Annotated in this window: 14 protein-coding genes; 10 read left to right on the top strand and 4 right to left on the bottom strand. The window is 72.8% G+C overall.

The genetic code is table 11. From position 1 onward, the window contains the following. The first annotated feature begins 33 nt into the window (after positions 1-33). Genes OG622_RS44480 through OG622_RS44470 form a run of 3 tightly spaced genes read left to right on the top strand, consistent with a single transcriptional unit; the run spans position 34 to position 3,535 of the window. Positions 34-1,041 carry an ABC transporter substrate-binding protein gene (locus OG622_RS44480; RefSeq protein WP_371582713.1) on the top strand — a complete coding sequence of 336 codons (1,008 nt, stop codon included), beginning with the start codon at positions 34-36 and terminating at the stop codon, positions 1,039-1,041. After that, positions 1,038-2,162, top strand: coding sequence for an acyl-CoA dehydrogenase family protein (locus tag OG622_RS44475; RefSeq protein WP_371582711.1), 1,125 nt, complete (start codon positions 1,038-1,040; stop codon positions 2,160-2,162). Before OG622_RS44480 ends, OG622_RS44475 begins: the two co-directional genes overlap by 4 nt. Next, positions 2,159-3,535: an FAD-binding oxidoreductase gene (locus OG622_RS44470; RefSeq protein ID WP_371582710.1), complete on the top strand. Its 1,377-nt coding sequence runs from the start codon at positions 2,159-2,161 to the stop codon at positions 3,533-3,535. Before OG622_RS44475 ends, OG622_RS44470 begins: the two co-directional genes overlap by 4 nt. A 51-nt stretch (positions 3,536-3,586) precedes the next feature. Here the strand turns inward: OG622_RS44470 and OG622_RS44465 are convergent, their stop codons facing one another. After that, entirely contained in the window at positions 3,587-4,009 is a 423-nt protein-coding gene (locus OG622_RS44465) for an SseB family protein (RefSeq protein WP_371582708.1), read from the bottom strand. Positions 4,010-4,337: 328 nt separating this feature from the next. On the opposite strand from OG622_RS44465, the gene OG622_RS44460 reads away from it, so the two are divergent. Continuing rightward, entirely contained in the window at positions 4,338-5,627 is a 1,290-nt protein-coding gene (locus OG622_RS44460) for an alpha-L-fucosidase (protein WP_371582707.1), read from the top strand. Here the strand turns inward: OG622_RS44460 and OG622_RS44455 are convergent. Together OG622_RS44455 and OG622_RS44450 are read right to left on the bottom strand one after the other, a co-directional pair. Next, positions 5,603-6,223, bottom strand: coding sequence for a cysteine hydrolase family protein (locus OG622_RS44455; RefSeq protein ID WP_371582705.1), 621 nt, complete (start codon positions 6,221-6,223; stop codon positions 5,603-5,605). The genes OG622_RS44460 and OG622_RS44455 overlap by 25 nt on opposite strands. After that, positions 6,220-7,686, bottom strand: coding sequence for a cytosine permease (locus OG622_RS44450; protein ID WP_371582704.1), 1,467 nt, complete (start codon positions 7,684-7,686; stop codon positions 6,220-6,222). Before OG622_RS44450 ends, OG622_RS44455 begins: the two co-directional genes overlap by 4 nt. 244 nt (positions 7,687-7,930) lie before the next feature. On the opposite strand from OG622_RS44450, the gene OG622_RS44445 reads away from it, so the two are divergent. From OG622_RS44445 to ligA, 4 genes are all read left to right on the top strand, one after another. Next, positions 7,931-10,867, top strand: coding sequence for an AAA family ATPase (locus OG622_RS44445; RefSeq protein ID WP_371582702.1), 2,937 nt, complete (start codon positions 7,931-7,933; stop codon positions 10,865-10,867). Positions 10,868-11,614: 747 nt separating this feature from the next. After that, a complete protein-coding gene (locus OG622_RS44440) occupies positions 11,615-11,938 on the top strand; it encodes a hypothetical protein (RefSeq protein WP_371582700.1) in 324 nt (107 codons plus the stop codon). A 34-nt stretch (positions 11,939-11,972) separates the two neighbouring features. Continuing rightward, the gene (locus tag OG622_RS44435) at positions 11,973-13,418 is read left to right on the top strand and encodes a glyceraldehyde-3-phosphate dehydrogenase (protein ID WP_371582699.1); all 1,446 of its coding nucleotides are present in this window, start codon (positions 11,973-11,975) and stop codon (positions 13,416-13,418) included. A gap of 167 nt (positions 13,419-13,585) precedes the next feature. After that, positions 13,586-15,694, top strand: a complete 2,109-nt coding sequence (gene ligA, locus OG622_RS44430) for an NAD-dependent DNA ligase LigA (protein WP_371582698.1) — start codon at positions 13,586-13,588, stop codon at positions 15,692-15,694. Between the two features lie 74 nt (positions 15,695-15,768). On the opposite strand, the gene OG622_RS44425 is transcribed toward ligA, so the two are convergent. Next, positions 15,769-16,998, bottom strand: coding sequence for a PP2C family protein-serine/threonine phosphatase (locus OG622_RS44425; protein ID WP_371582696.1), 1,230 nt, complete (start codon positions 16,996-16,998; stop codon positions 15,769-15,771). Positions 16,999-17,519: 521 nt separating this feature from the next. On the opposite strand from OG622_RS44425, the gene OG622_RS44420 reads away from it, so the two are divergent. Continuing rightward, positions 17,520-18,386, top strand: a complete 867-nt coding sequence (locus OG622_RS44420) for a DUF4132 domain-containing protein (protein ID WP_371582694.1) — start codon at positions 17,520-17,522, stop codon at positions 18,384-18,386. After that, positions 18,383-23,296, top strand: coding sequence for a DNA-binding protein (locus OG622_RS44415; protein ID WP_371582692.1), 4,914 nt, complete (start codon positions 18,383-18,385; stop codon positions 23,294-23,296). Before OG622_RS44420 ends, OG622_RS44415 begins: the two co-directional genes overlap by 4 nt. The last annotated feature ends 25 nt before the right edge of the window (positions 23,297-23,321 follow it).

Raw genomic sequence — 23,321 nt, 5'->3', positions numbered from 1 at the left:
CGCCGGTCGGCGACACACCCTCATGGAGATCCCGTGTTCCAGCGCACCATGCGCACGTCCGCCGCCGCTCTGTTCCTGATGCTCACGGCGGCGTGCGGCGCCTCCGCCGAGGCCGAGTCCTCGTCGTCCTCGTCCGACCTGTCGTCCGTGACCTTGAGAGTCGGCGCCACCGGCTGGAAGAGCGAGGAGGCGATCCTGAAGTACGCGGGGCTCGACGACACCGCGTACAAGGTCCGGTGGAACCTCTTCCAGGGAGGTGACCAGCAGCTCCAGGCCATCCGTGCCGGGGCCCTGGATCTGGCGTCCTCCAGTGAGATCCCGCCGATCTTCGCTGCCGCCGACGGCGACCCGAACTTCGAGGTCGTCGCCGTGCAGCGCGCCGCGACCCTCAACCAGGAGGTCGTCGTCCCCAAGGGTTCGAAGGTCACCGACATCGCCGGTCTGAAGGGCAGGAAGGTCGGCTATGTGCAGAACACCACCGCCCACTACTTCCTGTACGAGTTGCTGAGGCAGGCCGGCCTGAAGTGGTCCGACATCGACGCCAAGCCGCTGCTGCCCAACGACGGCCTCGCCGCCCTCAACGGCGGCGGCATCGACGCCTTCGCCTCCTACGGCACCTCGATCATCACCGCGCACCAGCAGAGCGCCACGACGGTCGGGTCCGGGGAGGACATCCTGTCGGGCAACTTCCTCTGGTCGGCCAGGGACAGTGTGCTGAGGAGCCCCGCGCAGAAGGCGGCGGTGGCGGATCTCATCGCCAGGATCACCCGGGCGTACGCGTATGTCCGGGACGGGCAGGAGGACGGCTTCGCGAAGATCACCGCTGAGGCCACCCACCAGCCGCTCGCGCAGGCGAGAAAGGATCTGCTCGACGCGCAGGCGCAGCGTCCCACCGCGGCCCGCACGGTCGGCGACGACACGATCGCCTCGCAGCAGAAGGTCGCCGACGCATTCGCCGAACTGGGCGCGCTGAAGGAGAAACTGGACGTGAAGTCGTTCTGGACGAACGCGCTCGACGCCGAGCTGAGGAAGGCCCTGTGAGCGGCGACCGTCAGGTGATCGACCGTCTCGCCGCGCTGGCGCCCGGGTACGACCGGTCCGGGGACTTCCCCGCCGAGTCCCTCCGGGTCGCGCATGAGGCCGGGCTGCTCACGGCGAGCGTCGGCAAGCGGTACGGCGGCCGGGGAGCCGGTGTGGAGGAGACGGCCCGTATCCTGCACGCGCTCGGGCAGGGCGACCCGTCCGTCGCGCTGATCTCGGCGATGACACTCGTCGCGCATGCCCGCCAGGCCGCGCGGCCGCACTGGCCGGAGGAGTTGTACGCGCGGCTCGTCAAGGAGTCCGGGGAGCGGCCGGTGCTGATCAACCACGCCCGTGTGGAGCCCGAGTTGGGCTCCCCCGCGCGGGGCGGGCTGCCCGCCACCCGTGCCCGGCGATCGGGCGACGGCTGGGCGATCAGCGGCACCAAGCGGTTCGTGACGGGGGCGGAGGGGCTCGGCTGGTTCCTGGTCTGGGCGACCACCGACGAGACCGAACCACGGGTGGGCACGTTCCTGGTGCCCGGCGGCTCGCCCGGCATCGACATCGCCGGTGACTGGGACCCGTTGGGGCTGCGGGCCAGTGGCAGCCACGACGTGACGTTCCAGGAGGTGGAGGTGCCGTACGAACAGGTCATCGGTCTCGCCCCGTACGGGCCCGCCGCCGAGCAGGACAACCGGGCGGGAGCGGCGGTCCATCTCCCGCTGGCCGCACTGTACTTGGGGGTGGCGCGGGCCGCTCAGGCGTTCTTCCGTACGTTCGCCCATGAGCGGGTGCCCGCCAATCTCGGGCACCCGGTGGCCCGCACGGAACGCTTCCGGGCGGCCGCCGGGGAGATCGAGATGCTGCTGACCGCCGCTGAGGAGCTGGTGTTCGGCGGTGCGGCGAGGGTCGACGCGGGCGACTCCTCGTACACGCCCGAACAGGCGCTGGGGGCACGGGTGTTGGCGGACCGGCACGGGGTGCGGGCGGTGGGGCTGGCCGTGCGGCTGCTCGGCAACCCGGGACTGGCGCGGGGCAATCCGCTGGAGCGGCACTTCCGGGACATCCAGTGCGCGCCCGTGCACGCGCCGCAGGCGGACATCGCGCTGCTCGCGATCGGGTCGAAGGCGCTGGGCCTGTGACGGCGGCACCGGAGACGACCGTATCGGCGCGGCTGCTGGGCCTGCTCGCCCGCGATCTGCCGCTCGACCGGCTCACCACCGACCCGGCGGTGCTCACCGCCCACACCACCGACCGCTCCGGCACCCGGCCGGGCGGGGTTCCGCTGGCCGTGGTGCAGGCCCGGCGGACCGAGGACGTGACCGTGAGCCTGCGGCACGCGCACGCCCTGCGGGTGCCGGTGGTGCCGCGCGGCGCGGGCACGGGCCTGTCGGGCGGGGCCGGCGCGGGCGAGGGGTCACTGGTGCTGGACCTCTCCGGGATGAACCGGATCCTGGAGCTGTCGGCGGACGACCAGCTCGCCGTCGTCGAACCCGGGGTGATCACCGCCGAGCTGGACCGGGCAGCGGGTGAGCACGGCCTGCGCTACGCGCCCGACCCGGCGAGCGCGGCGATCTCCACGATCGGCGGGAACATCGCCACCAACGCGGGCGGGCTGCGCTGCGCCAAGTACGGCGTGACCCGCGACAGTGTGCTGGGCCTGGAGGTGGTACTCGCGGACGGCACGGTGGTCCGCACGGGCCGCCGTACGGTGAAGGGTGTCACCGGCTACGACCTGACGGCCCTGCTCACCGGGTCGGAGGGCACCCTCGCCGTGATCACGTCGGCGACGCTGCGGCTGCGGCCCGTGCCGGTGGCGACGGCCACGCTCGCCGCGTACTTCGACACCTTCGAGGCGGCCGCCGAGGCGTCGTACGCGATCCAGCGGGCCGGTGTCGTGCCGGCGCTCGCGGAGCTGGTCGACGGGCCGGTGCTGCACGCGGTCGATCCGGCGCTGCGGGAGCGGGGCGCGGCGCTGCTGGTGGTGCAGTGCGACGGGGCGGGCGCGGCGGCGGAGGCCGAGGCGGTCGCCCGGGTGGTCGCGCCGCGGGCGGCCACGGTGGAGCGGACCTCCGACCCGGTCGAGGCGGAGTCCCTGCTGGCCGCGCGCCGGCTGGCCCTGCCCGCGCTGGAGCGGCTGGGCCGGCCGCTGATCGAGGACATCGCGGTGCCGCGCTCCCGCCTCGCGGAGGCGGTCCGGGAGATCCGCGCGATCTCCGCACGGCACGACGTGCCGGTGTTCACCATCGCGCACGCCGCCGACGGCAACCTTCACCCGATCGTCGTCGTGGACCCGGCCCTGCCGAAGCTGCCCGACGCGGCCTGGGAGGCGGCGGGCGAGATCTTCGCGCTGGCCCTGCGGCTGGGCGGCACGCTGACCGGGGAGCACGGGGTGGGGGTGCTGAAGCGGCAGTGGGTGGCGGAGGAACTGGGTCCGGCCGCCCATGGGCTGCAGCGGCGGATCAAGGAGGTGTTCGACCCGCACGGGATCCTCAACCCCGGCAAGGGGTTGTGAGGGCCGTGAGGGCCGTTCCCTCGGCTGTCGTCGGTGCGTCCGCGTGCGGGGTCAGATCCCGTGGCGTCCCAGGAGGGTGCCCACGTCGTGGGCGTCGAGGGTGAGGCCGTGCGGGGAGCCGGCGTCGATGGTGAGGGACAGGTCGACGTCGGCCGGCCACTGGGAGGCCAGGGCGCCCAGGGGTACCAGGCGGTAGCGCGACACGTAGGGCAGGAGTTCGGCCATCGCTGGTTCCGAGGTGAAGACCGGCACGATCTGTTCGCCGCCCGGCTGCTCCAGGACGGGCAGCGCCACGGCCGTCGGATCGTTCACGGCCGCCTCGTCGGCGTCGTCCGGCACGGGAATCAGTACCTCGCTGTCGGCGAGCGTGTTCAGCGCGGCCATGTCATGGGTGTCGGAGGCGAGAGCGGTCAGCGCGCGCTGGGCCGGTGAGGGGGCCTGGGGCGTGTGGTGGCCGTTGGAGGATATGTCCATGGAAGATCCCAGGTAGTGATGGAAAAGGCCGCCCGGAGCGGCGTCCGTCCCGGGCGCGTCGTCCCTCGCGTACCCGACAGGGGCGCGGGCATTCCTTTACGTCACTTCAGGTACGAACCGTCACCTCAGGTACGGGCCGTCACCGCCGATCATGCCGGGCCCGTGACCACGTACACCCGCGGTGCCCGTTCAACGTTGCTGACGGCCACCTTCAGGTAAGGGGAGGGTGCGGCGGACGGATCTCCGCTGAACACTCGGAGTGAAAACGAACCAGTAGTGGTGACCCGCGCCCACGCGCCCGCCGGGGCTCTCCGCCTAGCGTGGCCGTATGACCATGCAACCCTGGTTTCCCGCTGCCAAGCTGGGCATCTTCATCCACTACGGCATCTACGCCGTGGACGGGGTGCCGGAGTCCTGGTCCTTCTACTGGGGCGAGGTGACGCACGAGCGGTACATGAAACAGCTCGACGGCTTCACCGCGTCCGCGTACGACCCCGCGGCCTGGGCCGAGTTGTTCGCCCGGGTGGGCGCGAAGTACGCCGTGCTCACCGCACGCCACCACGACGGCGTCGCCCTGTGGGACACCGCCCAGGGCGACCTGGACGTCGTCCGGCGCACCCCGGCGGGCCGGGACCTGATCGCCGGATACGTCGACGCGCTGCGCGAGCACGGCCTCAAGGTCGGCCTGTACTACTCGCACTCCGACTGGAACCACCCGGACTACGCGAGCGTCCGTCACCCCGAGATCGACCAGTGGTCGAGCACGCACCCGGGTGGCAACGACGCCAACCCCTACTCGCACGCCGCACACGGCGAGGAGGACCCCGCGGCCTGGGACCGCTACCTCGCCTACCGTGACGGTCAGGTGAGCGAGCTGGTCGAGCGGTTCCGCCCGGATCTGCTGTGGTTCGACGGCGAGTGGGAGCGCACCGAACAGCAGTGGCGGATAGGGGAGTTGGCAGAGCTGATCCTCGCGGAGAACCCGGACACCATCCTGAACGCCCGCATGCTCAGCCGCGGCGACTACGCCACCCCGGAACAGGGGGTGCCGCTCGAAGCACCCGACGGGCCCTGGGAGTTGTGCCTGACCATCAACGACTCATGGGGGTTCCAGCACCAGGACGACAACCACAAGTCGGTGCGGCAGCTGGTGCGTTACTTCGCCGAGACGATCGGCATGGGCGGCAATCTGCTGCTGGACGTCGGACCGAGGGCGGACGGGACGATCCCCGCCGAGCAGGTCGAGCGGCTGGAGGGGCTCGGCGCATGGATCGCCCGGCACTCCGACGCCGTGTACGGGTCGGTCGCCGGGCTGCCCGCCGGGCATCACTACGGCCCCAGCACCCTCTCCGCCGACCGGCGCACCCTGTATCTGACGTGCTTCGACGTGCCGCGCGAGTCCGTGGCGGTACGAGGGCTGCGCAACCCCGTCAGAAAGGTCACCGTCCTCGGCACGGGCACCGAGCTGGGCCACCGGGTGATCGGTGGCCTGGACGCCGTACCCGGCGTGACCTGGATCGACGCCCCCGCAGAGGCCGACCTCGACGCGTACGCGACCGTGCTCGCCCTGGAGCTGGACGGGGAGCTGGACCTCTACCGGGGTTCGGGCCGCGACTGACCCAGGACCTCGTCGACGGTCACGACGCGGACGAGCGGCCGGTACAGGTCCAGTACATGCAGGGCCTTGGCGTGCGACTCGTCGTCCGCTCCCGCGCAGGCATCGGCGACGACCAGCACCTCGACGCCCGCGTCGGCCGCCGCGAGGGCCGTGGACAGCACACAGCAGTCGGTGCTGACTCCGGCCAGAACCAGCCGCCCGTCCGTTCCCAGACGGGCGGCCAGCTCCGGACCCCATTTGCCGAAGGTCGGGGCGTCGATCAAGTCCCTTGCCGTGTGAGCGAGTTCGCCGACCAGGTGCCACAGGGGTGCGTCGGGTGGCTGCAGCGCGAAGGGCGCCTGGTCGTAGTACGCCCGCCAGGCTCCCTCAGGCCGCTCCGGCGCGATGAAGCGGGTGAACACGGCCCGTCCGGCGAACGCCGGCAGCAGACGCCGTACGCCTGCCACCGCCTCGTCGAAGCGCGGGGCCGCCCAGGGGCTGGCGGGCTCGGCGAACACGCGCTGCATGTCGATGACGGCGAGCAGGCCCGGCGGGGCAGGCGGGTTCACTCCCGGCGGGGCAGGCGGGTTCACTCCCGGCGGGGCAGGCGGGTTCATGTCCGGCCCTCCTGCGCCCGTACCCGCCCCCGCGACAGGAGCAGTGTGCCGAGGAAGCCGGCCGCCAGGGCGAGCAGGACGCCCAGGTTGGCGTAGGCCCAGTCGCCGTTCCTGCCGCCGAGGCCGAAGGGGCCGAGGAGATAGCCCTGCCAGTCGAGCCAGCCGGCGGCGGAGTTGGTGACGAGGCCCCAGCCGAGGACCGTGGCGGCGACGGTGAGGAGGAGAGGGCCGGGCGGGATGTCGCCATAGCGGCCGCCCGGGCGGAACAGGTCGGCGTCGGCGTAGTCGCGGCGGCGCAGCAGGAGGTCGGCGAGCATGACGCCGCACCAGGCGGCGATGGGGACGCCGAGGGTGGTGAGGAAACCGATGAAGGGACCGAGGAAGTCGTCGGCGAAAAAGACGATGTAGACGGCGCCCGCGATCATCAGCACACCGTCCACGAGTGCGGCCAGCGGACGCGGCACGCGCAGGCCGGCCGCGAGCAGGGCGAGGCCGGAGGAGTAGATGTCGAGGACGGCGCCGCCGACCAGGCCGAGCACGGCGACGGCGGCGAACGGGACCAGGAACCAGGTGGGCAGAAGCGTGGTCAGCGCGCCGATGGGGTCGGCGGCGACGGCCTCGTCGAGGTCGGCGGAGGAGCCCGCGAGGAGCAGCCCGAAGACCAGCAGGAGCAGCGGGGCGAGCGAGGCGCCGAACGTGGTCCAGGCGACGACGCCCCGGCCGGAGGAGTCACGCGGCAGATAGCGGGAGTAGTCGGCGGCCGCGTTGACCCAGCCGAGGCCGAAGCCCGTCATCAGGAAGACGACGGCGCCGATGAACTCCTGGGCGGATCCGGCCGGTACGGCGCTGACGGCGGACCAGTGGACGTGGTCGGCGACCAGCGCGACGTAGACGACCGTCAGCACGCCGGTGACCACGGTGATGACGGTCTGGAAGCGCATGATCAGGTCGAAACCCATCACGCCGACCACCACGACCAGGGCGGCGACCAGGACCAGGGCCATCACCTTGGTCCCGGTGCCGCCGCCCGTGCCGAGCCGACCGAAGACCGTGGCGGTGGCCATGGTGGCGAGCGCGCAGAGCACGGTCTCCCAGCCGACCGTGAGCAGCCAGGAGACGGCCGCGGGCAGCCGGTTGCCGCGCACCCCGTACGCGGCGCGGCTGAGCACCATCGTCGGGGCCGAGCCGCGTTTGCCGGCGACCGCGACGAAGCCGCAGAGCAGGAACGAGAAGACGATGCCGATGACCCCGGCGGCCAGGGCCTGCCCGAAGGAGATGCCGAAGCCGAGCGCGAACGCGCCGTAACTCATGCCGAGAACGGAGACGTTGGCGCCGAACCAGGGCCAGAAGAGGGTACGTGGGGTGCCCTTGCGGTCGGCGTCGCCGATCACGTCCAGGCCGTGGGTCTCCACCTGGAGCGGTCGGACGGCGGCGCTGTCGTCGGGGGTGCGGGAGTCCGTCATCGTCGACCTGCCTGTCTGATCGCGGACCTGTCCGTCCGATCATGCGGATCGCGTCGAGGGGAACCTAGGTGCGCCGGTCAGGGGCGTCAAGGTGGCATCCGCGCGGGCGCGGAGAGCGGGCCGCCGACATGTCGGGACTACGTACAATCTTCGAGAATCTGCCGGAGGTTCGCGATAAGGAACCTGCGGATCGGCCCGGGACGGCCCGGGGCCGGCTTCAGGGGGAATCGCATTGCCGTGGGACATGGCTCCGCTGGTGAGCCGGGAGACCGAGCTGGCACGCCTCACCGAGGTACTCGACGGACTTACGGGGACGGGCCGCACGCCTACGGCGGCCGGCCACGGACCCACGGGGACCGGCTACGGCCCGACGGTCGTCGACGTCACCGGCGCGGCGGGGATCGGCAAGAGCAGACTGGTGGCGGAGTTCTGCGCGCGGGCGCGGGACCGGGGCATGACGGTGTTGCGCGGCCGGGCGACCGAGTACGAGCAGCATCTGCCCTACCAGCCCCTCGCCGACGCCCTCGCGGACCTCGACATCGAGACCGGGATCCCGTCCCCGTTCGCCGACGTCCACACTGTGGACCGTTTCGCGCTGCAACGCGCGGCGGCCGCCTTTCTGGCCCGAATCGCGCGGACGGGCAACGGCCTCGTGGTGGCCCTGGACGACGTGCACTGGGCGGACCCGGCGTCCCTGGAACTGCTCGACCATCTCGTACGGCATCCGCCGCGCCGCGCCCCCGTGGTGATCGTGGTGGCGCGCCGCGAACGGCAGACGTCACCCCGGCTCGTCGCCTCGCTCACCCGGGGCGTGGAGGCCGGGACGGTGCTGCGTCTCGAACTCGGCCCACTGGACCGGAACGCCTGTCTCGCGGCACTCGCCCCCGACCGGCCGGCCGGTCTCGCCGCCGAGCTGTACGCGGCCAGCGAGGGCAACCCCCTGTACTTCCTCGCCCTGCTCCAGGCGGGCAGGCCCGCCGGGCTCAGCTCGCTGCTCCTGGACGAGCTGACACCGCTCACCGACGGCCAGCGCCGGACGGTCCAGGCCGTGGCCGTGCTCGGCGACCACGCGGCACCCGCGCTGGTGGCGGCCGTCACCGGCCGTCGCGAAGGCGAACTCGACGCGGACCTGCGGGAGTTGACCGCCCGTGATCTCGCGCGGCCGGGGCCCGACGGACGCTGGGCGCTGCGGCATCCGGTACTGCGGTCCCTCGTCCACGACACCACCGACCCCATGCTGCGCACCCGGATGCACCATCTCGCCGCCGCCGAACTGGCCCGGGTCGGGGCACCGGTGACGGAGCGGGCGCACCACGTCGAGCGGTCACTGACCGGCTGGGACCCGCACGCCGTGACCGTGCTGACCGAGGCCGCCCGGCAGGCCGCGGCGACGGCGCCCGCGAGCAGCGCCCACTGGCTGGGCGTCGCCCTCGCGCACCTGCCGGAGCGGCGCGCGCACGGCGCACTGCGCCGCGACCTCATGCTGCGGCGGGCCGAGGCGCTCGGTGCCTGCGGCGGGCTGTGGGAGAGCCGGGACCTGCTGCACGAGGTGATCAGCCTGTCGCCGCCGGGCACCGACGACGGCGTACGGGCCTCGGCCGTCACGCTGTGCGCGGTCATGGAGCGCCATCTCGGCCGGTACGCGGAGGCCGTGGCCCTGCTGCGCCGCGAACTGGCCCGGGGCTCCGACCTCTCCCCCGCCGAGACCGTCCAACTCGGCCTGGAACTGGGCTCGTCCGCCCCGCACGCCAGTTCCTACCCGGATGTGCGCGACGACGTGGCCCGCACCCTGGAGCTGGCCCGGTCGCTGGGCGACGAGGTCGCGGAGGCGGGGGCGCTCGCCGTCGCCGCGCTCGGGGAGGTGTACGAGGGCAACACGGTGGCCGCCGCCGAGGCAGCCGACCGGGCCACCGCGCTCATCGACTCCCTCACCGACCAGGATCTCGCGGGCCTGTGCGAACCGCTGGCCCGGCTCGGCTGGGCGGAGGCGTTCCTCGAACGGTACGCCGACGCCGAACGCCATGCGGAGCGCGGCCTCGCCATAGCCCGCCGGGGCGGCCTGCTCAATGTGGTGCCGCATCTGCTGCTGTGCATGTCCCACATCCAGGTCATGACGTTGCGGCTCGGGCCGGCCGTCGAACTCGCCGAGGAGGCGGAGACGATCGCCCGGGGCATCGGCAGCGACGAGTTGCTCGCCTTCGTGCTGGCGTCCAAGGCCCAGGCGCTGATCCCCGCGCTCCCGCCGGGCGACGGCGGTGCGCTGGCCGTCGCCGAGGAGGCTGTCGCGCGGGCCGGCGCCGGCACCCGCTGGTGGGCGTCCATCGCCTGGTGCGTGCTCGGGTACGCGGCGCTGCACGCCGGTGATCCGGCGCGGGCCCGCGCCGCCGTACTGCGGGCGGGCGGGGAGGACCTCGACGGCCTGCAGCCGAGCATGCGCCCCCTGTTCATGGAGATCCTCGTCACCGCCTCCGCCGTCATCGGGGAGCACGACGAGGCCCGGCAGTGGGCGGACCGCGCCCGCAGGGAGGCGGAGCGGCTCGATCTCGTGGCGCAGCGGGCGTCCGCCCTGCGCAGCTCGGCGTATGTGCCGCTGGCAAACGGCGATGTGGTGGCCGCAGCCGACCTGTTCGAGCAGGCCGCCGAGGAGGCGGCCCGGAGCGGGGGCCGGCTGTGGGAGGCGCAGACCCTGCTCCTGGGCGCGCCCCTGACCGCGTCCGCGGGGCGCACGGTCCGTGCCCGCGCCATGTGGGAGCGCGCCCTGCGGCTGAGCACCGAGGGCGACGCCCACCTGCTGACGGGGCTCGCGGAGGCGATACGCCCGGCGGTCTTCCTCGAACCGGAGGCGGCCCCGGACCCGGCCTCGGCCTCGGTTGCGAACGGGAACGGGAACGGGAAGGCTCGCACAGGAACGCTGGGGCAGGAACCGACGCCGGTGGAACTGACCGCGCTGTCCCCGCGTGAGCGCGAGATCGCCGCGCTCGTCGCGGAGGGCCTGACGAGCCCCGCCATCGCCGAACGGCTCTTCCTCAGCCCCCGCACGGTCGAGACCCATCTCTCCCGCATCTACCGCAAGACGGGCGTGACCTCGCGGGCCGCGCTGGCGGCCCTCCAGGTCCGTGACGAACTGCGGGACGGACTGCGTGACGGACTGCGTGACGGACTGCGGCACGGGGGCAGATGACCTCCGTACGGTGCGTGGTTACGTGATCTCCCTGATACCGCCCCCGACCTCTGTCCGGAACGATCGGTTCTGAGACCACGAGGCGGGGGACGAGCATGCGGGCCGAGCAGGCTGTGCCGGAGGGCCGGGCACCGGGCACCGGGCACCGGGCACCGGGCACCGGGCACCGGGCCGACGCTCCACGCGGAAGGGGGCGCCGTTCACCGCTCTCCTGGTCGGCGGTGTCCTCCTCGCCACCGGATGCTCCGACGGCGACGGGGGCACGGAGGCCGAGAGCACTCCGTCGGCGACGGCCTCGAAGGCCGCGCCCGTACCGTCACGTATGCCTCTGTATCCCACCGGCTCCGCGGGTTGCCACGACAACAGCGGATGGACGGCCGCGGAGAGAAGGACCTGGCTGATCCTGCTCTCCTCCCCGTCCGACGTCGAGGAGACCGGGGTCGTGAAACTGCTGCAGAGCGAGCCAGGGTACGACGGCCCGCTGTGCGAACCGATCGATGTGAGCGTGGAGTTCTGGAAGCTCACCTACGGCTCTCCGGCGGGACGGTGGGGACTCCTCGAAGGACCCGGACCACTACTTCTCGATGGAACGGGCCGGGCAGACCCGGCTCCGCCACGACGGACGCGAGATCCAGGACGTCAGAGCGCCCGCGAAGCTGTACGACGACGACCGCAGCCCCTGCGTCGGCGCGCTGGTGACAACCGAGCGCGTGGCCACCCTGCATGTGTCCCGCCCCGAGGCAGCCCATGTCTGCGGCCCGGACGGCACCCCGACGGCCGATCCCGACGGCCGATCCCGACGACGTGCCCTCCCCCACGGCCGAGCCCGAGCCCGATCCCTACGCCCCCTCCGCCCTGCCCACCGAGGACCTTGAGGACCTGGAGGATCTGCCGGTGCCCAGCCTCAGCATCGGCTGGCGGACCGGCGGCGCGAGCCGTGCGGCCGTTTCCCGCGCTCTCCGGTGCGGCTGTGGCCCCCAGGGCCGGGTACGGCGCCCAGGGCCGGGTACGGCGCCCAGGGCCGGGTCGATGTGCACCCCTCGGTGCGTCTCCTCCGAGCGGGGTGGTTAGCATATGAGCGCCGCCTAGCTCGAAAGATAAATCTGTGACTGTCAACGAGGACTCGTTCACCAACTGGAAGAACCGCGAGGAGATCGCGGAGTCGATGATCCCGATCATCGGGAAGCTGCACCGCGAGCGGGACGTGACGGTCCTGCTGCACAGCCGCTCCTTGGTGAACAAGTCGGTGGTCAGCATCCTGAAGACCCACCGGTTCGCCCGCCAGATCGCCGGTGTGGAGCTCTCGGTCACCGACACCCTGCCGTTCCTGCAGGCCCTCACCACCCTCGACCTCGGCCCCTCCCAGATCGACATCGGCCTGCTCGCCGAGGCCCACCGGGCCGGCGACCGCGGGCTGTCGATCGCGGAGTTCACCGCCGAGGCCGTCGCCGGCGCCACGGGTGCCAACAAGATCGAGGGCGGCGAGGGACGCGACGTCGTCCTCTACGGCTTCGGCCGCATCGGCCGCCTCGTGGCCCGTCTGCTGATCGAGAAGGCCGGCTCGGGCAACGGTCTGCGGCTGCGCGCCATCGTGGTGCGCGGGGGTGGCGAGCAGGACATCGTCAAGCGCGCGTCGCTGCTGCGCCGGGACTCCATCCACGGCCAGTTCCAGGGCACGATCACCGTCGATGAGGCGAACAGCACGATCGTCGCCAACGGCAATACCATCAAGGTGATCTACGCGAGCGACCCGTCCGAGGTCGACTACACCGAGTACGGCATCAAGAACGCCATCCTCATCGACAACACCGGCAAGTGGCGCGACCGCGAAGGCCTGTCGACGCACCTGCGCCCCGGCATCGACAAGGTCGTCCTGACCGCGCCGGGCAAGGGCGACGTCCCGAACATCGTGCACGGCGTCAACCACGACACGATCAAGCCGGACGAGCAGATCCTTTCGTGCGCGTCCTGCACCACCAACGCGATAGTCCCCCCGCTGAAGGCGATGGACGACGAGTTCGGTGTGCTGCGCGGTCACGTGGAGACTGTCCACTCGTTCACCAACGACCAGAACCTGCTGGACAACTACCACAAGTCGGACCGCCGGGGCCGTTCCGCGCCGCTCAACATGGTCATCACCGAGACGGGTGCCGCCTCGGCCGTCGCCAAGGCGCTGCCCGACCTGAAGGCGCCGATCACCGGCAGCTCGATCCGTGTCCCCGTCCCGGACGTCTCGATCGCGATCCTCAGCCTGCGCCTCGGCCGCGAGACCGACCGCGAGGAGGTCCTCGACTACCTCCGCAACGTCTCGCTGACCTCCCCGCTCAAGCGCCAGATCGACTTCACCAACGCGCCCGACTCGGTCTCCAGCGACTTCATCGGCTCCCGCCACGCCTCGATCGTCGACGCGGGCGCCACCAAGGTCGACGGCGACAACGCGATCCTCTACCTCTGGTACGACAACGAGTTCGGCTACTCCTGCCAGGTCATCCGCGTCGTCCAGCACGTCTCCGGCGTGGAGTACCCGACGTACCCGTCACCGGCGCTCTGATCCGTCGGGCCGCAGGCACCCGCGCGACAAACCCGGCTGCCCGCCGGCCGAGAGGCCGGCGGGCAGTCCGCGCTCCGACCGTGTCGCGGAGCCGACCACACCCCGCACGCGGCGGACGCCCTCTCCGAGGCGCCGGCCCGGGGGCGTTGTCAGTGGTGGGAGGCAGGATGGTCCACATGACGACATCAGTAGCAGTGATCGTGGATGCCGCCGCTTACGCGCAGGCCGTCGAGGACGCGGTGCGGGCTTCGGCCGCCTACTACACCGGCGGCACCTCGGTGTTGGACGATGACGCCTACGACCGGCTCGTGCGGGGGATCGCGGAGTGGGAGGCCGGGCATCCCGATCAGGTGCTGCCGGAGTCGCCGACCGGGAAGGTGGCCGGCGGGGCGGTCGAGGGGGACGTGCCGCACACGGTGGCGATGCTGAGCCTGGACAACGTGTTCTCGGGCGAGGAGTTCACGGCGTGGACGGCGTCGCTGGCCCGGCGGATCGGGCACGACGTGGAGCGGTTCGGTGTGGAGCCGAAGCTCGACGGGCTGGCGGTCGCCGCCCGGTACGCGCGAGGACGGCTCACGCGGTTGATCACGCGGGGCGACGGGACGGCCGGGGAGGACGTCTCGCACGCCATCGGCACCATCGAGGGCCTGCCGGAAGAGCTGGCCGAGCCGGTGACGGTGGAGGTGCGCGGCGAAGTCCTCATGACGACCGCCCAGTTCGAACATGCCAACGAGGTGCGCACCGGGCACGGCGGGCAGCCGTTCGCCAATCCGCGCAACGCCGCGGCGGGCACGCTGCGCGCCAGGGAGCGGGCCTACACCGTGCCGATGACGTTCTTCGGTTACGGGTTGCTGCCGTTGCCCGGTACGGACGCCGCCGTCGCCGCGGGACTGGGGGAACTGGCCCACAGCGAACTGATGGCGCGGGCCGCCGAACTGGGGGTGAACACCACCGCCGGTACGGCCGTGCCCGGTGTCACCGCCGGCACGGTCGAGGAGGTCCTGGACCGGGTGAAGGAGATCGCCGCGCTGCGGGCGGAGCTGCCGTTCGGGATCGACGGGATCGTCATCAAGGCCGACCTGGCCGCCGACCATCGGGCCGCCGGGTCCGGTTCACGCGCCCCGCGCTGGGCGATCGCCTACAAGCTGCCCGCCGTCGAGAAGATCACGCGGCTGCTGGAGGTGCAGTGGAACGTCGGCCGCACGGGCATCATCGCCCCGCGCGGAGTGCTGGAGCCCGTCGAGATCGACGGCTCCACCATCACGTACGCCACCCTCCACAACCCGGCCGACATCACCCGCCGCGACCTGCGGCTCGGCGACCATGTCATGGTGCACCGCGCCGGTGACGTCATCCCCCGCGTGGAGGCGCCCGTCGCCCATCTGCGCACGGGCGACGAACAGCCCATCGTCTTCCCCGAGGTGTGCCCGAGGTGCGGCTCCGGCATCGACACCGGGGAGCAGCGCTGGCGCTGCGAGAACGGCCGCAACTGCCATCTGGTGGCGTCGCTCTCGTATGCCGTGGGCCGCGATCAGCTCGACGTCGAAGGGCTCGGCCACACCCGGGTCGTCCAGCTCGTCGAGGCGGGTCTGGTGGCCGATCTCGCCGATCTGTTCACCCTCACCCGGGAGCAGCTGCTCGGTCTGGAGCGCATGGGCGAGACCAGCACCGACAATCTTCTCGCCGCGCTCGACACGGCCCGGGGGCGGCCGCTGTCGCGGGTGCTGTGCGCGCTGGGTGTGCGGGGCACCGGCCGCTCCATGTCCCGCCGTATCGCCCGGTACTTCGCCACCATGGACCACATCCGCGCCGCGGACGCCGAGGCGATCCAGCGGGTCGAGGGCATCGGCACCGAGAAGGCCCCGTCCATCGTCGCCGAACTCGTCGAACTCGCCCCGCTCATCGACAAGCTCGTGGCGGCCGGGGTGAACATGACCGAGCCGGGCGCCACGCCGCCCGCCCCGGCCGACGACGACTCCGCCGGCCCTGAGGACGGTTCGCAGGAGGGCGCCGAACCCGCGGGCGGGCCGCTCGCCGGGATGGCTGTGGTGGTCACGGGCGCGATGACCGGCGTACTGGAGAAGCTCAGCCGCAACCAGATGAACGAACTGATCGAGCGCGCCGGCGGACGCGCCTCCTCCAGCGTCTCCAAGAAGACCTCGCTGGTCGTCGCGGGCGCGAACGCCGGCTCCAAGCGCGCCAAGGCCGAGACGCTCGGCATCCGCCTGGCCGACCCGGACGAGTTCGCCGCACTCCTCGCCGACTTCCTCGACTGAGCGGACGCCGCACAGCCGACAGCCGCCGCGCACCCCCGGGACGGCGACCTGGGCGGGCGTCGTCGGCGCCCGGCTCAGAGCCGGATGATGACGAGGGCCGCGTCGTCGGTGGCCCGTCCGTCGGGGAGGAGGTCGAGGAGGAGGGCGTCGGCGAGGGGTTCGGGGGTGGACCCGCGGTGGCGGGTGAGGGCGTCGGCGAGGCGGGCGAGGCTGTGGTCGATGTCCTCGTCGCGGCGTTCGATCAGGCCGTCCGTGTAGAGGACGAGCATGTCGCCCTCGCTGAAGGCGAGGGTCGCCTCGAGGCGGGGGGTGTGTTCAGGGCGGGCGCCGAGCGGTGGATCGGTGGCCTGGTCGAGGAAGACGACCTCGCCGTCGCGGCACAGCAGTGCGGGCGGCAGATGGCCGGCGCTGCTGTAGGTGATCGTGTGCGCGTCCCAGTCGACGCAGGTCTGCACGGCGGTGGTGTTCTCCGCGCCGTCGACGGAGCGGGCGTACAGGCCGAGCGCGTCCAGCGCCTGGGCGGGACCGTCCGCCACCAGGGACGCGGCGCTCAGCGCGCTGCGCAGCTTGCCCATGACGCAGGCGGCGGCCAGGCCGTGTCCGACCACGTCACCCACGGCGATGCCGATGCGGTCGACGCCGGCCAGGTCGACGAGGTCGTACCAGTCGCCGCACACGTTCAGCGCGTCGGTCGCCGGCTGGTAGCGCACGGCCGCTCGGTGGTGGCCGAGCGGTTTGGGCGCGGGCAGCATCGCCGTCTGCAGGGCGAGCGCGACCTCCCGTTCATGGGCGTGTGCCTCGCGCAGCCGCTCGTTGACCTCCTGAAGCTCACGGGCACGGGTGTACAGCTCGGCCTCCAGCACGCTGGCCCGGTCGCCGGGCGAGCGCTCGCGGGCCCGGATCAGCTCGGTGACCTCCTCCACCTTGTGGATCAGCAGCACCACCTTCCCGTCGGGGCCGAGGACGGGCGCGTTCACCGGGCTCCAGTACCGCTCCTCCCACTCCCCCGGCCGCTGCACCGACTCCACGTCGTAGCGCTGCAGCGCCATCGCGTCCCGCTCGCCGGTCTCCACCACCCGGGTGAGGGAGACCGCCAGGTTCCGCATGCCGTTCGCGGACGGGTCGGTGGGGTTGTCCGGGAACACGTCGAAGAGGTACCGGCCGACCACCTGCTCACGGGTGCGGCCCGACATCCGCAGAAACTCCTCGTTCGCGTCCGCGTACACCAGCTCGGGTGTCAGCAGCGCCACCATGCCCGGCAGCGCCTGGAACACCGCCGCGTAGTCGATCTCCATATCCGCCATGGTCGCCGCCTCAGCGTCCGTCGCCTTCCCGTGATCTCCACCATAGGAGCCGATGGCTGCCTGAGCGCGGTCCTGTTCCAGGAAAACGGGCACGTCACGCACAGTTGTGCGATATAGGACGCAACGTGGCCGGCAGGGGGAGTTTCACGGAGGGCGTCTCCGATCCGGGCCGCGCTCCCTCCTCGGCGGCGTCCCCTCCGCGCGCCGCTGCGGAGGGTGAGCACGCCGACCGTACGACATTCGGGATCGGTGACTGGCCGGTAATACGTACTCCGGTTACGTAGGTCTACGGATGCGGCGGCGCACTCGCTTCGATTGGCTTGCCGGACGCCGGAGGGATCGTCTCGCGCTGCCTGTTCGTCGTCGGGGGTTCCGGCGCGTCGAAGGGGACTTGTCGGGAGGCGCCCCGGACCGATTGTCAGTGGCTGCCGCTAGCGTTCCGCACATGGTCGCACTGGGCCGGGATTCCCCGGCTGAACTGTGCTTTCTTATGGTGGAACTGACGCGGAGGGCTGGGGTTCGTGGGTTGGTTGTCGGCGGGTGACGGGTATGAAGTCGCCCTTGTGGAGGGGCGGGTGGCGGCGCGAGCCACCTCGGGCCGGGCGGCGGGACGGCAGTTGAAGTCACTGCCGAAGGCGCTGAAGGACCACCCGGAGGTGGACCGGCTGCGGCGGTTCGCCGAATGGCTGGATCGGCACGCGGCGGCGTGCGTCACGCAGGTGGACGCCTGGATGGTGTCGTCACTGCCCGTACCCACCGGTCTGCTGGCCCGGGTGTGGCCGGACGAGGCGTGGCAGGCCGCGCTGCGCGACCTCGCCGTGGTAGGCGACGACCCGGACGAGGTCGGCTTCCTGCGGGGCGCCACCGACTCCGGCGAGCTGCGGGTCGTGAACCTGGACGGGGAGACGGTCCGCCTCTCCCCGCGCACGGTGACACTGCCGCACCCGGTGCTGCTGCCGGACCTCGACGACATCCGGGAGTTCGCGGCGGAGCTGGGCATCGTGCAGCGCGTCGAGCAGATACACCGGGCGACCTGGCGGCGGCCGGACGGCCTGGCCGCCAAGGCCACCCAGGTGCGGGACTTCACCGGGGGCCGGTTCCGCTCCCGTTTCGCCCTCGCCGCCCGCGCCACCTCGCTCGGATACCGCGTCTCCGGTGGATACTCCACCGCCCGGGTCCGGGACGGCGAGCGCACCGTCGAGGCCTCCGTGTGGATCGGGGAGCCCTACTGGGACGCCGAGGTGGAGACCGGCAGCCTCACCTGGCAGGACCAGGACGGCCGCGCCCTGCCGCTGAGCGAGGTGGGCCAGGTGGCCTGGTCGGAGGGGATGCGGATGGCCGCGGCGCTGTACGCCGGGCGTGTGATCGAGGAGGGCAAGGACGCATGAGCGGGGGGACGCGGGTGTCGTACGAGGAACTGCTGACGGCGGGCGGGGTGCTGCCGCCGGACACCGAGGGGGCCGGCGAGCGGGCGGTGCCGCTGACGGCTCGGACGTACCGTCATCCGGGCCTGGAGGACCGGGTGGTGGTACGGCTGGTCGCCGGGGAGCTGGGCGCGGCGGAGGATCTGGCCGCCGGGTTCCTGGGACTGGAGCAGGACGCGGAGCCGGAGGTCGTGGGGCTGGGGCTGCGGCAGTCGCTGGGCTTCCCCGAGTGGGTGCTGGTGCACCACCCGGCGGACGGGCACCACGCGCTGGGCATCGTGCCCGATCTGGAGCGGACGGCCCGGCAGGCGAAGACCAAGCCGAAGCTGGCCATGGACGCCTACCAGGAGCTCGGCGAGCGGCTGGCGGCGTCGGTGCCGCACTTCCTGCCGACCTTCTACGAGCAGGCCGGGCGGGTGTTCCTCGCGGAGGAGAACGCCACGTACGCGGCCCAGTTGTTCACCCGCGCCCGCAAGGCCGAGGCGGAGCACGGGCTGACGGTCGAGGAGGAGCGGCTCGACGCCGTGTTCCTGGAGTTCGCGCTGGCCGGCGCGCTCCCGGTGAAGGTGCTGTCGGCGTACGCGAAGGAGTTGGCCGCGCGGGTCCCGGCCGAGGAGGCGCTGCGGCGCTTCACCAAGCTGTGCCTGCGCCGCACGGCGGGCGGTCTGCCGCCGTCGGCGCAGATGGCGGGCGACCTGCGCAGGCTGGCACGAGCCGCCGGCCGGGACGCGGACCGTACCGAGCAGGACTATCTGGCCGAGCTGCTGGTCCTGCCGTCCACGCTGCGCGCCGCGGCCGGCTGGTGGAAGGGCCACCGTACGGCGCTGGTGGCGCTGGCGGCGCGCGAGCCGGACGTGCGGGGCACCCTGCTGGACATGCTCCCCTCGTCCTACGACGACGAGATGCCCGCGATGTGGCTGGACATCCTGGATGCCTCCGGCGCCACGGCCGGGCTGTGGGACGGCGCCCTGCCCGATGAGCAGCGTCCGCACGACGGTACGGCGGGCTGGCTGGAACGGTTCCTGACGTTCCGGGAGCGGGCGCGGTCCTGGCGCGGCTCCACCCGGATGCCTGAGCTGTACCCGCTCGCGGAGCGGACGGCGGACCGGTTGCGGGCCGAACTCACCACCACCGGGCGCGAGTTGAAGGTCACGCACGACATCGACCTGATCGATCTGCTGCTGTCCCTGGACGTGCCGGTGGCCGCCCCGGACAAGGGCGACGCACTGCCGCTGGAGCAGTGGGCCCCGGGTGAGGGACACCGTGAGCTGCTGTCACTGACCGCCGACTCCCGTTTCCACGGGGCCTTCCGGCGAGGTGCGGACCGGTTCAGCGACGACGACTCCGGGCGGCGCGCGATCCGCGTACTGGCCGCCTCCCCGGGCGGGCGCCCCCTGTTGGCGAAGTGGGTCAGCGAGGTCGTCCGGCGGTTCACCGCCGTGGGACTGCCCCAGCTGCCCGACGCGCTCACCCGGCTGAAGTGGCTGCCCGCCGAGGCGCTGGCGCTCGCCGAGGACGAGGTGCGCGCGGCCGTCGCCACCGACCTGGCGCCGGTGCTGTCGCGCACCCTGCGCGCCGGGCTCTTCGACGAACTGGGCTGGCCCGCCTGGGAGGAAGCGACCGCCACCCTCGTCCCGAAGGACGACGTCGAGGACATCATCGTCGCCGACGCCTGGCCGAACCTCATCGTGGCGGGCGCCGCCCAGGCCCGCGTGATCGGCGCGGAGGGCACGCTCCTCACCCATGACCTGCGCATCCCGGCGGGCGACAAGTGGGGCGACCCGGGCTTCCACCACGTGGACGGCGAGCTGCTCGTCTACTGGCGGTCCCGCAACGACGGCCTGCGCGGCTACTGGCACAGCCGCGCCGACCGCCCCCAGACCATGGAGGGCCCCGGCGGCACCCGCGGCACGGAGATGGACTGGTACAAGGGCAACTTGCAGCTCACCCTGCCGCTGCCGGGCGGCGGCCGGACCACCGGCGCGGGCGTCCTGCACGTCGGGGACACCACGATCCCGGAGGAACGGTCGCTGGTCTTCGACGGCGCCTCGTACTGGGTGTGGCACACGGAGGGCGCGGACGCCGACTCGCGAGGCTTCTACGAGTACGACCCGGCCACGAACAAGCGGGGACGCATGAGCCTGCCCGCCTTCCTGGCCGACGCGCTGCGTGACGCCCCCGAGGGCAGCACCTACGACAGCGGCTGGCTCGGCCCCTCACCGACCATCGGCCACGCGCCGGCCTCCGCACCCGTGGACGGAGTGATCGGCCTGCGCACGGTCGCGCTGCCCGACGGTTCCCGGCGCACCCAGGACCTCGCCGGACGCACCGTCACCGTGTCCTCGGACCACGGCAGGCCGGCCGTGCTCGTCGTGTTCCCGGGCGACGACCGGGCCCGTGCCGTCGTCCGCAACGGCTGGCAGCTCGAAGTCGTCGACACGGACGGCGTCGTCACCTCCGTCGCGAAGACGGACCGCACCCCGGGCGTCTTCGGCGAGGGCACACTGTTGCTGCCGCCGGTGCAGTTCTGGGAGTGCATGACCGCCCGCGACCCGGAGGGCTCCGCCGCGCTGCGGCGCATCGACGGGAAAACCTCGGCGGCCCTGCTGACCGCGGCCGCCCAGGACGACAAGAAGGCGCTGCCCGACACGATCCGCGCGCTCCTGCCGGTCACCCACGACGCGCTCGTCGCGGGCATCGCGGGCGTCGTGCGCCACGCCGCCGGACAGCAGGCCGTCCTCGACGCGGCCGCCGCCCGGCTCACCCGGGCGCTCGACGGCGCCTCGGAGGAGGACGAGGGCCCGGCAGGGCCTGCGGACACCGTACTCATCGACGCCACGAGCGGTCTCGGCATGGTCGGCGGCTACTGGTGGCACCGGGACGACGAGACCGACAGCGTCTTCCGTACAGTGCGCGCGATGGATCGGGCCGCCCGCCTCTCTGCCGCCACCGTGCCGGAGAGCCCCGCCACCCGGCTCCACCTCGACGGACGCCAACTGCCGACCGGGTACCTGACCGTGCAGACGCTGCTCGACCGGGCCACTGCTCTCACATTCCGGGCGGCGGCCGGGACCACCGCGGAGGAGCACCGGGAAGCACTGCTCACCCTGCTCGGCCGGTTCGACGCGCTGGAGCTGGGCGGCGGCGCCGGGTCCGAGCGGTGGCGCAAGGTGGTCCTGCACCTGACGGCCGACCGGTTGCGCACCCCGTCGGGCGAGTGGCGCGAGGGCTCGTGGCACGGGCTGCTGCCGCTGGGCGACGGCGCCTTCGTCGCGATCGTGGAGCGCCGCTCGCTGGACGACCACGGCGCTGTCTTCGCCGGGTTCTTCCACGACCCGGCGGGACGGTTCGACACACCGGAGCCCTACACCCTCCGTGAGTCCGCCCCGCTCGGCGCGGAGGGAGAGTCGGCGCCGCTCGGCGTGTTCCTCGCGGAACTGGAGGCGCGCGGACCGGCCCCCTGGTTCCCGGAGGCCGCCGAGAAGTTCGCCCGGCTCACCGGTGTCACCGAGACGATGGCCCGGCTGATCGTGGCCGGCCTGCCGCACATCGATGTCCACGAGCGCGTGTTCCTGACCACGGAGGCGCGCAACACCATCGGGGTGAAGGCCGCCCCGGCGGCCGTCGCCAAGGACGAACTGCGTGGCATCGACGGGGGGATCCGCGCCGCGGTGGTGGCCGCGCTGATGCCCGCCGACCCCGCCCGGCTGTGGACCGAGGGGCCGGACGCGGCCGCCGCGGCCGAGGTCTGGAACAGCGGGGTCGGCAAGCGGACGGCCGTCCCCGAGGAACTGTTCGGCGACGCGATCCGCGCGGTCAAGCACTCCCGCTGGGAGGTCCGGCAGGCCCTGCCCGCGCTGCTGCACCCGGCCGGTGAGCCCCGCCTCACCCGCGACCTGGAGTGGGCGGTCAACGGCGACCGGGTCAAACCCGTCGGCGCCGACACGGTCGGGTTCACGGCGGACACGCTGGTCGGCTCCGTCAGCCTCGCCGCCTGGCTCGCCCACCGGCTGCCCGCCGGCGACCCGCTGCGGGCCACGCTGCCCGCCGCGCTCACCGCCGTACGCGACCGGCTGGCCCACCCCGGGCTGGTGCTGGACCTCGGGCAGTACATCGGTCTTCGCTCGTTCCGGAAGACCGCGGGTACCCCGACCGAGGTCGGTGAGGGCTTCGAGCGGTACGGCGCCGTCATCCTGGCGACGCACGACGACCAGCCGGCGCCCGGTATCCGGGTCGCGCTGCTCGACGAAGCGGGCCAGGACCCGTATCTGCCCGCGCTGCGCGTCGACAACCAGCGGCCCTACGCGGCCGAGGTGGCGCTGCGTCTGGCTCGCGACCCCCGGTACGGGGCTCTCCTCGCCGACCCGGGCGACCCGCTCGCCGGGGAGCGGGGCAAGGACGGCACCTGGTGGCCGCAGGACCCGAGCCGTTCGGTGCCCGAGCTGGTGACGGACGTGGCGAAGGAGTACGGCATGGGCGAGGACGCCGCCACGCTCTATCTGATGCTGCTCGCCATGCCCGACCCGACCGACCGAATGACGGCCCGCTGGACAGGGTGGAAGCCGGCCCGGCTCAAGGCGGCCCGTGCCGAACTGGCCGCGGGTGAGCTGGTGGTGGAGGCCAGCCGGACCAGGGCCGGGCGTTCGCTCTTCCTGCCCGGCGCCTGGGTCGACCCGAAGGCGCCGCGACTGCCGCTGGAGCGGTGGAAGCTGCCGCTGTTCGGCGGCCTGATGAGCGACGAGCACGCGACGTTCGGCGTGATCGTGCCGGCCGAACCGGCCGCCGAGCTGTACCGCAGGGCCTGGCAGCGCGTCCAGGACGGCGACGCGCCCCGGTTCGAGGAGCTGAAGGTGCGGCGGGGCCGCCGCCGCTGAGGAAGCGGGGGCGCCCGGCCGCCGG

This window comes from Streptomyces sp. NBC_01314 (assembly GCF_041435215.1).
Lineage (GTDB): Bacteria > Actinomycetota > Actinomycetes > Streptomycetales > Streptomycetaceae > Streptomyces.
Note: the sequence above shows the minus strand (reverse complement) of the source record. Positions and strands in the feature narration are given on the sequence as shown.

What these genes read in the sequence shown, in the direction of transcription:
- OG622_RS44465 (WP_371582708.1), bottom strand. Translation starts at nt 4,009, where the DNA reads ATGGACATATCCTCCAACGGCCACCACACGCCCCAGGCCCCCTCACCG.
- OG622_RS44460 (WP_371582707.1), top strand. Translation starts at nt 4,338, where the DNA reads ATGACCATGCAACCCTGGTTTCCCGCTGCCAAGCTGGGCATCTTCATC.
- OG622_RS44455 (WP_371582705.1), bottom strand. Translation starts at nt 6,223, where the DNA reads ATGAACCCGCCTGCCCCGCCGGGAGTGAACCCGCCTGCCCCGCCGGGA.
- OG622_RS44450 (WP_371582704.1), bottom strand. Translation starts at nt 7,686, where the DNA reads ATGACGGACTCCCGCACCCCCGACGACAGCGCCGCCGTCCGACCGCTC.
- OG622_RS44445 (WP_371582702.1), top strand. Translation starts at nt 7,931, where the DNA reads ATGGCTCCGCTGGTGAGCCGGGAGACCGAGCTGGCACGCCTCACCGAG.
- OG622_RS44440 (WP_371582700.1), top strand. Translation starts at nt 11,615, where the DNA reads ATGTCTGCGGCCCGGACGGCACCCCGACGGCCGATCCCGACGGCCGAT.
- ligA (WP_371582698.1), top strand. Translation starts at nt 13,586, where the DNA reads ATGGTCCACATGACGACATCAGTAGCAGTGATCGTGGATGCCGCCGCT.
- OG622_RS44425 (WP_371582696.1), bottom strand. Translation starts at nt 16,998, where the DNA reads ATGGCGGATATGGAGATCGACTACGCGGCGGTGTTCCAGGCGCTGCCG.
- OG622_RS44415 (WP_371582692.1), top strand. Translation starts at nt 18,383, where the DNA reads ATGAGCGGGGGGACGCGGGTGTCGTACGAGGAACTGCTGACGGCGGGC.